Below are 11,381 nucleotides of genomic sequence, written 5' to 3'. Positions count from 1 at the left end.
TTATGCAACATTTTTTCCGACTGATTCCCTTGTGCAGCGCCCTGGTTCTGGCGGGGTGTGCAGGCCTGCCTTCGGGCGGCCCCAAAACGGATATGGAATATGCCATCACCATTCTTCACACCAACGACCACCATGGCCGTTTCTGGAAGAACCGGGATGGCGAATACGGCATGGCGGCCCGCAAAACTGTAGTGGACCAAATTCGCCAAGAGGTCGCTGCCGCCGGCGGTTACAGCTTGCTGCTGGATGGCGGCGATGTGAACACCGGTGTGCCCGAGTCCGACCTGCAAGATGCCGTGCCGGACTTCCGGGGCATGAACCTGCTGGGCTATGACGCGATGGCCGTGGGCAACCACGAGTTCGATAAGCCGCCCGTGGTCCTGCAAATGCAACGCGCACTAGCCACCTTCCCGATGCTGTCGGCCAACATCTACCGCGATGGCAAGCGCATGTTTGAGCCCTACAAGATTTTCAACTTGGGTGGCGTGCGGGTTGCGGTCATGGGGCTGACTACCGAAGACACCCAAAAGATGGTGCACCCCGACAACATCCGCAACGTCGAGTTCCGCAGTGTTCAGACAGAAGCTGCCAAGGTGGTGCCCGAGCTCCGCAGCAAGGCGGACATCGTGATCGCAGCCACCCATATGGGTCACTACGAAAACGGCATGCACGGCACCCAAGCACCGGGTGATGTGGAGCTGGCCCGCGCTGTCAAGGGCCTGGACATGGTGGTGGGCGGCCACACCCAAAACCCCGCATGCATGAAGGCCGAGAACGTGCTCGACCGCGCCTATGTGCCCGGCAGTGCCTGCAAACCCGACCAGCAAAACGGCACCTGGATCATGCAAGCCCATGAATGGGGCAAATATGTCGGGCGCGCCGACTTCACTTTCAAAAACGGCGAGTTCAAGCTGGTGAAGTACACGCTGGTGCCCATCAACCTGAAGAGGCCGGTTAAGGGGGCCGACGGGAAAACCACACTGGTCAACTACGGCCCGGAGATTGCCGAATCCCCTGAAATGCTGCAATTGCTCAAACCCTTCCAGGAGTTCGGCCAACAAAAACTGATGGTCGAAGTCGGCAGTAGCGATGCCCGGCTAGAGGGTGACCGCACCGTAGTCCGCGCCCGACCCGCAGCGCTGGGCGTCATGATCGGCCGTTCCATGATGGAAAAAACCAAGGCCGACTTTGCCGTGGTGAATGCAGGCGGCGTGCGCGACTCGTTGCCTGCCGGAAAAATCACCTACAAGGATGTGCTGACGGTGCACCCCTTTGGCAACACCGTCGCTGTGGTGGACTTCAGTGGCAAAGAGGCGCTGGACTACCTCGCTGCCGTGGCAAAAATGACCGTCGGCTCGGGCGCGTTCCCGCAATTCGCAGGCATTCGCCTGGAGATTGAAAAGGGCGTGGTGGTCAAAGCCAGCGTGGGTGGCAAACCGATCGACCCGGCGGCTACCTACCGTATTGCCATCAACAACTTTGTGGCCTCGGGCGGCGATGGCTACCCCAAGGTCACCACACATCCGAGCTACAGAGACACCGGCTTTGTGGATGCGGACGTCTTGCGGGCCTACATTGCGGCCAACAGCCCCTTGAAGGCGGCTGACTACGCACCGGGCGATCAGGTCGTTCGCCGCTGATGAGCGCTTTGTCCCGGAGGCCCCGACCGCACTTCAATGTCCGCCGGGTGGGCGGCCCGCTGTCCAGCGGACCGAATGCCCAGCACGTCATCATTGATGGCTATGCGCCATCGCAAATGATCGAGGACTTGCGTAAGTACCAGGCAGAACTCGAAATCCAGAACAAGGCCCTCCGCTACTCGCAGCAAGAGGCCGAAGGCGCCTCGGAGCGTTTTGCCACCTTATTCTCCAGCGTGCCCTTGGCACTGATGGTGGTCGACGAGGGCGGCTTGGTACTCGCCAGCAACGCCATGGCACTGCGCCTGTTTCAGCCGTTGGAGAGCGACCCGCCGCTGAACTTTTTGCTGCCTTTTGTAGGGCCTGAACACACCGATGAAGTGGCCGTGGCGTTTTCGAGTGCGCGCCAGGAAGGCACGGCAGAGGTCAACGAGGTGCAGTTTTTTGCCGGCACGAAAGGCACTTTCACCGGCGACCTGCACATTGCCCGTATTGAAAACCCCAGCGACGACCTGGCCCACTTCAGCTGTGCAATCATCGACCAAGGCCCCTTGCTCACCCAGCGCCACGCGCTGCTGGAGAGCGCCGCAGTGTTGCGCCAGCGCAATGAGGACCTGCTGCTCAGCGAAAACCGCATGGCCGCCATCATCAACTCGTCGCTCGATGCCATTTTGTGTATTGACGACAAGCAGCTGATCACGGTCTTCAACCCCGCTGCTACGGCGCTGTTTGAATGCCCTGTGGAGCAAGCCTTCGGCACCAGCCTGGGTCGTTTTTTGCCGGATGTCGAAAAGGCGCTGAGCAGTGGCAATGTATCGGCCCAAGCCATGCTGGGTGAATTCACCGCCACCACGCTGTCAGGCAAACAGATTTATGTGGAAATCAGCGTTTCCCTCGAGCGGCGCTTGCGCACCCGCACCCCTTTCCGGGCGGACGATCCCAACGCGATTGCCTTGCGCGGACAACCCGGCGGGCAAGGCTCCATCACCACTATTTTTGCCCGCGACCTGACCTCCAAGAAGCTGGCCGAAGCGCAGCGTATTGCGCTGGAAACCCAGTTGCGTGAGTCGCAAAAAATGCAGGCGATGGGCACCATGGCCGGCGGTATTGCCCATGATTTCAACAACATCTTGAGCGCGATTCTGGGCAATGTGGACTTGGCCAAGCAAGACACCCCGAGGGGGTCGCACGCGCTGGTCAGCCTGGAAGAAATCGACAAAGCCGGCCGCCGTGCACGCGATCTGGTGCGCCAAATTTTGACCTTCAGCCGCAACGAGCCGCCCAAACGGGTCCCGCTGCAACTCAAAGAGGTCATTCAAGAAACCCAGCGCTTGGTGCGGGTGGCCATCCCGCCGGGTGTGGACCTGCGGGTCTCGATCAGCGAAGGCTGCCCGCTGGTGTTGGCCGATGCGACACAGGTCGAGCAGGCACTGCTGAATTTGTGCACCAACGCGATTTTGGCCGTAGGCCAGCACAAAGGCTCGGTGACGATTGAGCTCGGGACCACCGAGCTATCGCTGCCTTTCAACGACCGTATTGGCGTGCCGCCCGGGCGCTACGTGACATTGCGGGTGCGCGATACCGGCAGTGGCATGGCGCAAGAGACGATCGAGCGGATTTTCGAACCCTTTTTCACCACCCGCCAAGTCGGCCAGGGTACGGGCCTCGGGCTGGCTGTGGTGCACGGCATCATGCAAACCCACCAGGGTGGCATTGATGTGCAAAGCGCGCCGGGGCAAGGCAGTGTGTTCACGCTGTATTTCCCGGCCACAGGCGCTAAGCCACTCCCCACCGTGGAGCCCGAACCGGTGCAGGTGGTCGAAGGCCGTGGCAAACACGTGATGTATGTGGACGACGACCAGGCCCTGGTGTTTCTGGTGAACCGGGTACTCACACGCAAAGGCTTCAAAGTGACCGTTTTCAGCGACCCGCACGAGGCCGAAGCCGCTTTGCGCAGCCAGCCTGAAAGCTTCGACCTTCTAGTGACCGACTACAACATGCCCGGCTATAGCGGGCTCGACCTGCTGCGGGATGCCAAGGCCATCCGTGCCGACCTGCCGGTGGCACTGGCCTCCGGCTATGTGACACCTGAAATCGAACAACAGGCCCTCGAACAGGGCGCCAGCGCCCTGATTTACAAACCGAATGATGTGAATGAGCTCTGCGAGACCGTGCAGCGCCTGATCAGCCACCACGATGCATAGCCCGGAAGACATTTACAACCCGCCCCCCGCCTGCCCGCTGCCGGTTATTTACGTAGACGATGCCATGGTGGTGCTTAACAAGCCTGCCGGCTTGTTGACCGTGCCCGGCCGGGGCGAGGCCAAGCAAGATTGCCTGAGCAAACGCACCCAGGATGTATACCCAGAGGCCTTGATCGTGCACCGGCTGGACCGCGACACCTCGGGGTTGGTGGTGATGGCGCGTGGCATCGTGGCGCAGCGCGCGATCAACCTTGCCTTCGAAAAGCGCCAAGTCGACAAATGCTACGAGGCCGTGGTGGCAGGCCTGCTGCCCCCGGGCGAGGCCTGGCAAGAGATCGACTTGCCCCTGCTGGTGGACTGGCCCAACCGGCCCAAGCGCACGGTGAACTATGCGGAAGGCCAGCAGGCCCTCACCCGCTGGCGCTGCATCGCGGCAGACACAGTGCGCAACTGCTCGAGGGTGGAGCTCGAGCCGGTGACCGGTCGCACCCACCAACTGCGGGTCCACATGCAGGCCTTGGGGCACCCGATGCTCGGCGACACGCTGTATGCCACGCCCGAGGCATTGGCCCTGTCCGACCGGCTGCAGCTGCACGCCCGCACCTTGCGGATTCCGCACCCGGTGAGCGGCGTGCAGATGGAATTCCACGCGCCGGTGCCCTTTTAAGCCCTGCCGGCGGCGAGTGCCCAGGGTGAGCGCCTAAAATGGCTCGGTGACCCAACTACTTAATGCCGACCTCCATTGCCACTCTGTGGTGTCCGATGGCACTCTTACCCCCGAAGCGCTGGCCGAACGCGCCAAAGGCAACGGCGTGGAACTCTGGGCCCTCACGGACCATGACGAAATCGGCGGCTTGCAGCGCGCACGCGACGCTGCCAAATCACAAGGCATGGGCTACCTGACCGGCGCTGAAATCTCGGTCACCTTTTTGCACCAGACGGTGCATATCGTGGGCCTGGGCTTTGATGCCGATAACACCGACCTGCGCGAAGGCCTGCGCCGCACCCGTGGCGGGCGGCAAGAGCGCGCCATGGAAATGGCCGATGGCTTGGCCAAAGTCGGCATCAAAGACGCCTACGAGGGCGCATTGAAGTTTGTGGGCAACCCCGAGCTGATCTCCCGCACCCACTTCGCACGCTTTCTGGTCGAAAGCGGCGTGTGCAAAGAAACCAACGAGGTGTTCCGCAAATACCTCACCGAAGGCAAACCCGGCTATGTGCCGCACCGCTGGGCGCTGCTGAAAGACGCGATTCACTGGATCACCGGCGCTGATGGCATGGCCATCATCGCCCACCCGGCGCGCTACAAATTCACCCCCAACGAAGAATTTGCTCTGTTCACCGAGTTCAAAGGCCATGGCGGGCAAGGCGTCGAGGTCGTGACTGGCAGCCACTCGGTGGCCGAGTTCGGCATTTACGCAAACACGGCTAAAGAATTCGGCCTGGCCGCGTCGCGCGGCAGTGATTTCCACAGCCCGGATGAAAGCCACACCGAACTGGGCACCCTGCCCCCGCTGCCCGCCGGCCTGACGCCGGTGTGGGAGCTGTTAAGCGCCCGCATCCAGTAAATTTTTAACGACCCACCACCGAGGACCGGCGCCCCGGCGCCGCCATGCCATGGCGCAGTATTTCGAGCTTCACCCCGACAACCCGCAGCCCCGCCTGCTCAAACAAGCGATCGCGCTACTGGAAAAAGGCGGCATTCTGGCCGTCCCCACCGACTCCAGCTACGCGCTGGTCTGCCACCTCGATGACAAAGTGGCTGCCGACAAGCTGCGCAGCATCCGTGGCGTGGACGACAAACACCACCTCACCCTGCTGTGCCGCGACCTGAGCGAGCTGGCCAACTACGCGCGGGTGGACAACAAACAATATCGCTTGCTCAAGGCCGCCACGCCCGGGGCCTACACCTTCATTCTGGAAGCCAGCAAGGAAGTGCCGCGCCGGGTCAGCCACCCCTCGCGCAAGACCATCGGCCTGCGGGTGCCTGAACATCATGTGCTCCAGGAGCTGCTAGCCCTCTACGGATCTGCGCTTCTAGCTACTACTTTGATAGCAAAAGGCGAAAATGAACCGCTCAACGACGCCCACGATATCCGCGAGCGCTACGAGCACCAGATTGCCGGTGTGCTCGATTCCGGCGCCTGCGCCCAGGAGCCGACCACGGTGGTAGACCTCACCGGCGATGAACCCGAGCTGATCCGCCAAGGCGGCGGAGACCCTGCCCTGCTCGGGCTCTAAGCCTCGCCGCGTATCCTTTTTCATTCCCAACCGAGACCTTGCGCCTGTGGACTTTGCCAACCTGATTCAAACCATCGCGATTTACGCACTGCCGGTGCTGTTTGCCATTACGGTGCACGAAGCCGCCCACGGCTATGCCGCACGGTACTTTGGCGACAACACGGCGGCCATGCTGGGCCGCATCACCCTGAATCCGGCCAAGCACATCGATCCGATCGGCACCATCCTGATGCCGCTAATGCTCTATGTCGCGACATCAGGCGCATTTCTGTTTGGTTACGCCAAGCCGGTGCCGGTGCGCTTTGGCAATCTGCGCAACCCCAAGCGCGACATGGTGTGGGTGGCCTTGGCCGGTCCGGGCGCCAATCTGGCCATGGCGCTGGCTTGGGGTGCGGGCTTGTACCTGCTGTCAGGCGCGGGGGTGACCGAACCCTTTTTCCTCAAAATGTGCCAAGGCGGCGTCCTGGTGAATGTGGTGATGTTTGCCTTCAACCTGTTCCCGCTGCCGCCGCTGGATGGCGGGCGCATTCTGGTCGGCTTGCTGCCGATACGCCAGGCGATGGCTGTGTCCCGCGTGGAGCCTTGGGGGTTTTTTATTGTGATGGCGCTAGTGATTGCCGGCGTCCTCAGCACCGTGTGGATGCAGCCGGTCATGGGCTTGACCTTTGACTTGATCGACCTGCTCCTCACCCCTTTTTCCTGGCTGACGCGCTAAGCTGCAGGCCGCACTTGTTTTGTCTGATTGATTTGCACCCATGAGCACTGTTCGCTTCCTTACCGGCATTACCACCTCCGGCACACCGCATTTGGGCAACTATGTCGGGTCGATCCGCCCCGCAGTCCGCGCCAGCAAAACGCCTGGGGTGGAAAGTTTCTACTTTCTGGCCGACTACCACGCCCTCATCAAGACCGAAGATCCAGCGCGTATCCAGCGCTCCACGCTGGAGATTGCCGCCAGCTGGTTGGCCGCCGGCTTGGACCCGTCACATGTGACCTTCTACCGCCAGTCGGACATCCCCGAGATCCCCGAGTTGTGCTGGTTTTTGACCTGCGTGACCGGCAAAGGCGTGCTCAACCGCGCCCATGCCTATAAGGCGTCGGTCGACAAAAACACCGCGGCTGGCACGGACCCGGATGCCGATGTGACCGCCGGCCTGTTCATGTACCCGGTGCTCATGGGCGCAGACATCTTGATGTTCAACGCCCACAAAGTGCCGGTGGGGCGCGACCAGATCCAGCACATTGAAATGGCGCGCGACATGGCCGCCAGCTTCAACCACCGCTACGGCGAGCACTTTGTGCCGCCTGAGGCCGAGATCGAAGCTTCTGTAGCCACCCTGCCCGGCTTGGATGGCCGCAAGATGAGCAAGAGCTACGACAACACGATTCCCCTGTTCAGCAGCCGCGAGCAATTGAAGAAGTTAATTGCCGGCATCAAAACCGACTCGCGTGCGCCCGGCGAGCCCAAAGACACCGAAGGCTCTGCGCTTTTCCAGATATACCAGGCCTTTGCCACCGAGGAAGAAACCGCAGCACTGCGCCAAGCCTATGCCGATGGCATTGCATGGGGCGATGCGAAAAACATCTTGTTTGAGCGGATTGACCAGGAAATCGCCCCGATGCGCGCCGCCTATCAAGACTACATGGCCCACCCCGAAAAGGTGGAGGCGCTGCTGTTTGCCGGTGCCGACAAAGCACGTGCCATTGCCACGCCCTTCATGACCCGCTTGCGCAGCGCGGTAGGCCTGCGCCGCTTGAGTGCCAGCACCCAGCCCCAAGCAGCCAAGGCAGACAAGGTGGCGCTCGCCAGTTTCAAGCAATACCGCGAAAAAGACGGCCAGTTTTACTTCAAGCTCGCGGCCGCGGACGGCCAAGTGCTGCTGCAAAGCAAGGCTTTTGACTCTGGCAAGGTGGCAGGCCAAACCATTGCACAGTTGCAGCGCGACGGTGCTGCTGCTCTGGCAGCACTCACCGAGGTGCTCGAACCCCTGGACACTGTGGCCCACACAGCCGCAAGCGCGGCACTGGTCGCGCTGGCCGAAGCGGCAGCGCTGGCTGCCCAGGAAAAAGCCGCCAAGGCCTGATGTAACCCGCCTAGGGTGCCAGCACCCGCACTTGCAGCAAGCGGCGGGCTTCGGTGCTGCCTTTGCTGCTGAAAGTGCCTTGCCGGGCGGGCGCGTTGCCCGTGGCTGCAATCGTGACCCACTGCCCGAGCGGGGTGGTGACCGTCGTGCTGAGTTGCTGGCGTGTCTGGCTGGGCATGTCGGGGTTATGGCGCACGGCCATATCCGCCTGCTGTAGCTCGATCTCGACGGTGGCGTCTTGATTGCCGCCCGCCCAGCGCGGGGACACGGTCAGGCTCTGGCCCACCTCGAACCACTGCACCGACTGCGCAACACCGCCCCCTGTGCTGCTAACAGATGTGCCACCCGAGCTGACGCTGTTGCTTTGGCTGCTGGCGGATTGCACCCACTGCATGGGGATCGCCTGGTTCATGCGCAGGCTGCCTTTTTCGCCATTGCGCACCTGGATTTTTTGGGGCGCCATGACAGGCGTGTCCGGCTGGGTGCCGATGCGCATGGCACCGTCTTCCCGGCCCTCTTCGACCTGCCGCAACTCGACCGTCAGATCCCGCTTGGGCAACTTGGACTCTTTGGCCGCTTGGACCGCATGAGTGGCCAGCGGCATCACCACCGCCAAAGCCCAGAGCAGTGCGCCTGCACGGGGCATCCATGCCAATTCAAAACGCATACAAGCTCCTCAAAGTGCTGGCGGCATGCCGCCGGTGGCTTGGATCGATAGACTTTCGAGCCATAGGGCATGGCCATCGTACATCCGGTAGGGCATAAAGAAATGCATCAAGCGCGCGCCCCAGCCGTGCTGTGTTTCTTCGGTCAAAACCCTGCAACCGCCGGCTTGCGGGATGATCAGCCACGCGTGGTAGACCTCGGCCCCGAGACCGATGCCGTTCCAGGCGATCCGCTCACACGGAACGAACTCCTGCACGCACGAGCGGATATGCACCCCGAACGTTTTCCATTCGAACTCAAGGCCCAGGGCCAAATCACGGCTGCGGCCAGGGGCCCAATCGACTTTGGAGTTGGCATACCACGTAGGCCATAAAGGGGCTCGTATCAGCAAGGCCCAGATGTGCTCGGCTGGCGCCGGAATAAACAAGTCGTTCACCACATGCACTGGCGCATGGTCGGGGTGAAAGTGTGCGGGCCATTCGATCGCAGGGGCTAGGGTGCTTGTAGGCATCAGCTGTCTTGTCCTGTAGGGGCGGACGCGGTAGCGGCACTGTTGCGTGCCAGCGTCCAGTTTTCGAAGTCTGCGCTGGGCATGGCCTTGGCAAACCACCAGCCTTGCCCGAGGTCGCAACCCGCATCGCGCAAGGCATGGCAGGTGGCTTCGTCTTCAATGCCTTCGGCCAACACCTTCAGGCCCAGATCATGACCCAGCTCAATGGAGGACAAGACAATCGCCCTGTCTTTGCTGCCCTCGGCCAGGTTTTCCATGAACGACTTATCAATTTTCATTTCTTGGGCGGGTAACTGCTTCAAGTAGGTCAGCGACGAGAAACCTGCACCGTAATCGTCAATCGACAGCTTCACACCCAGCGCCACAAACCGGGCCATGCAATCAAGTGCCGCCTCCGGCGAGGTCAACAAAACGCTCTCGGTGAGCTCCATCACCACCAAGGCCGGTGACAAGCCGCTGCTCATCAAGTGCTGCTCCACGATTTGCAGCACTTCCGGGTCGTGCAAGGCGTCTGCCGACAGGTTGATCGACACACTCACGCCCGGCAAACGGGTTTGCCACGCAGAACAGTCCCTGAGCGCCCGTGCCACGGTCCAAACCGAGAACCGGTGCAAGAGCCCGGTGGACTCGATGATGGGGATGAACTTATCCGGCGGGACCATGCCCTCTTGCGGGTCGTTCCACCGGGCCAGCGCTTCGGCCCCTACCACCAGGCCGGTCTTCAGGTCCACCTGCGGCTGGTAATGCAGCATCAGGGTGTTGTGCAGAATAGCTTCGCGCAGCTTTTCGTAACGGCGGTTGCGGTCCACAAAATGCTTGTGCAGCAAGGCATCAAAAAACTGGTGGTCCAGCCGGTGATCTACCGCAAACAACAGGGCTTGCTCGGCGTTGCGCATCAGCACCTCGGCATCAGACGCCTCGCCCAGCCTTTGCACCGCCACACCCAAAGCCATTTCGACATGGACCGCGAATTCACTCAGGTGGGTCACATTGCGGAGGTGCGCAATCGCCCGCAGCTGCTGCACCGCACTGGCATCGGCCGTGTCGCTTTGCAGCACGACCCCCAAAGTGTCTTGCCCGATACGTGCCAACCCCACCAGCCCGGTCAAATGCTGCTGCAGCACACGCCCCAACTGCCCCAATGACTCGTCCACCTTGGCAGATCCCACAATGCTCGCCAACTCAGGCACCCTGAAGAAGCGGACATGGGCCACCAACAAAAACCCGCCCCCGGCTGACAGCACTGCCAAGCTGGAATCCAGTCGCTCGGTCAGCCCCTGGCGGTTGAGCAGGCCGGTGGACAGGTCGTGCAAAGCGTTGTGCTGCAGAGTCCCGATGTGCTTGCGCACCTCACCGGTGTGGTACTCCACCTGGTCGGCCAGGTGGGCCTGAAAGCGGCTGCGCAGCAGGTTGAAATACGCTGCGGTCACCACGTTAAAGAAATAGGCCAACCCGTAGTAGAGCGCGTGGGCATCGTCGTAGGCCCAAAAATCCCAGTGCCGTGAGCTGTAGAGCATGAGGCAGGGCACCAGCACTGCAAATGCCAGGCCGACCAGCCAGCCGGTTTTTTGCCCCCGCAAGAAAAACACGAGGTAAGGGAACACAAAGGTCCAGTAAGGCGCGTCTCCGGTTTGCCCGCCAAACACCGCGTTTGACGCAAAAATGGCAAACCCCGCCAGCACCAGCATGTTTTCCGACAGCACCGGCGGCGCCCGGCGACTCACCAGAATGATGGCAGGCACGAGCAGGAACACGACCTCGAGCAACTGCACAACGCCCATCACCATCAGCCGGTGGTCTTGCCCAGCCCGGACATTGGCCACTCCGAATACCAGCAACGTCAAGGTGCCGATGACGGTAAATATCAGGGTGTTGCTCCGGCGGCTAGCGTCGGGCACCAGTTCCTGCTCGCCGATCCCGAGCAATTGCTTGAGCGTGGCAGGCAACGCCTGCTCAGAAGGCGGCGGGCTCTGACCAATAGGTAATGGGCAAGCGTGTGGATCCATGGTGTTACTCCCTGAACCGCTATTTTGTGGTG

General features: G+C 61.5%; 10 protein-coding genes. 7 read left to right on the top strand and 3 right to left on the bottom strand.

The window, feature by feature from the left end; genetic code table 11:
• Window positions 1-2: 2 nt before the first annotated feature.
• Genes ushA through RAE19_RS13950 form a run of 7 tightly spaced genes read left to right on the top strand, consistent with a single transcriptional unit; the run spans window position 3 to window position 8,166 of the window.
• A complete protein-coding gene (gene ushA, locus RAE19_RS13980; protein WP_313875462.1) occupies window positions 3-1,640 on the top strand; it encodes a bifunctional UDP-sugar hydrolase/5'-nucleotidase UshA in 1,638 nt (545 codons plus the stop codon).
• Complete coding sequence (locus RAE19_RS13975; RefSeq protein ID WP_430962541.1) at window positions 1,640-3,841, top strand: ATP-binding protein; 2,202 nt, start codon at window positions 1,640-1,642, stop codon at window positions 3,839-3,841. The genes ushA and RAE19_RS13975 overlap by 1 nt, the downstream gene beginning before the upstream one ends.
• The gene (locus tag RAE19_RS13970; protein ID WP_313875461.1) at window positions 3,834-4,508 is read left to right on the top strand and encodes an RluA family pseudouridine synthase; all 675 of its coding nucleotides are present in this window, start codon (window positions 3,834-3,836) and stop codon (window positions 4,506-4,508) included. Before RAE19_RS13975 ends, RAE19_RS13970 begins: the two co-directional genes overlap by 8 nt.
• A gap of 46 nt (window positions 4,509-4,554) precedes the next feature.
• On the top strand, window positions 4,555-5,409 hold the full coding sequence (locus RAE19_RS13965) for a 3',5'-nucleoside bisphosphate phosphatase (RefSeq protein WP_313875460.1): 855 nt from the start codon (window positions 4,555-4,557) through the stop codon (window positions 5,407-5,409).
• 49 nt (window positions 5,410-5,458) lie between these two features.
• Window positions 5,459-6,082 carry an L-threonylcarbamoyladenylate synthase gene (locus RAE19_RS13960; protein WP_313875459.1) on the top strand — a complete coding sequence of 208 codons (624 nt, stop codon included), beginning with the start codon at window positions 5,459-5,461 and terminating at the stop codon, window positions 6,080-6,082.
• Between the two features lie 46 nt (window positions 6,083-6,128).
• A complete protein-coding gene (locus RAE19_RS13955; RefSeq protein ID WP_313875458.1) occupies window positions 6,129-6,797 on the top strand; it encodes a site-2 protease family protein in 669 nt (222 codons plus the stop codon).
• Between the two features lie 40 nt (window positions 6,798-6,837).
• Complete coding sequence (locus RAE19_RS13950; protein ID WP_313875457.1) at window positions 6,838-8,166, top strand: tryptophan--tRNA ligase; 1,329 nt, start codon at window positions 6,838-6,840, stop codon at window positions 8,164-8,166.
• Between the two features lie 10 nt (window positions 8,167-8,176).
• Here RAE19_RS13950 and RAE19_RS13945 read toward each other — a convergent pair whose 3' ends face one another.
• The 3 genes from RAE19_RS13945 to RAE19_RS13935 are packed head-to-tail and all read right to left on the bottom strand — an operon-like array spanning window position 8,177 to window position 11,349.
• Window positions 8,177-8,833 (bottom strand): hypothetical protein, encoded by a 657-nt coding sequence (locus RAE19_RS13945; RefSeq protein WP_313875456.1) that lies wholly within the window; start codon window positions 8,831-8,833, stop codon window positions 8,177-8,179.
• Between the two features lie 9 nt (window positions 8,834-8,842).
• The gene (locus RAE19_RS13940) at window positions 8,843-9,343 is read right to left on the bottom strand and encodes a hypothetical protein (RefSeq protein WP_313875455.1); all 501 of its coding nucleotides are present in this window, start codon (window positions 9,341-9,343) and stop codon (window positions 8,843-8,845) included.
• Entirely contained in the window at window positions 9,343-11,349 is a 2,007-nt protein-coding gene (locus RAE19_RS13935; RefSeq protein WP_313875454.1) for a putative bifunctional diguanylate cyclase/phosphodiesterase, read from the bottom strand. The genes RAE19_RS13940 and RAE19_RS13935 overlap by 1 nt, the downstream gene beginning before the upstream one ends.
• Window positions 11,350-11,381 lie beyond the last annotated feature (32 nt).

The organism is Rhodoferax potami (assembly GCF_032193805.1).
Taxonomy (GTDB): Bacteria; Pseudomonadota; Gammaproteobacteria; order Burkholderiales; family Burkholderiaceae_C; genus Allorhodoferax; species Allorhodoferax potami_A.
The sequence above is the reverse complement of the archived record's forward strand: the minus strand, read 5'-3'. Positions and strand labels throughout refer to the sequence as shown.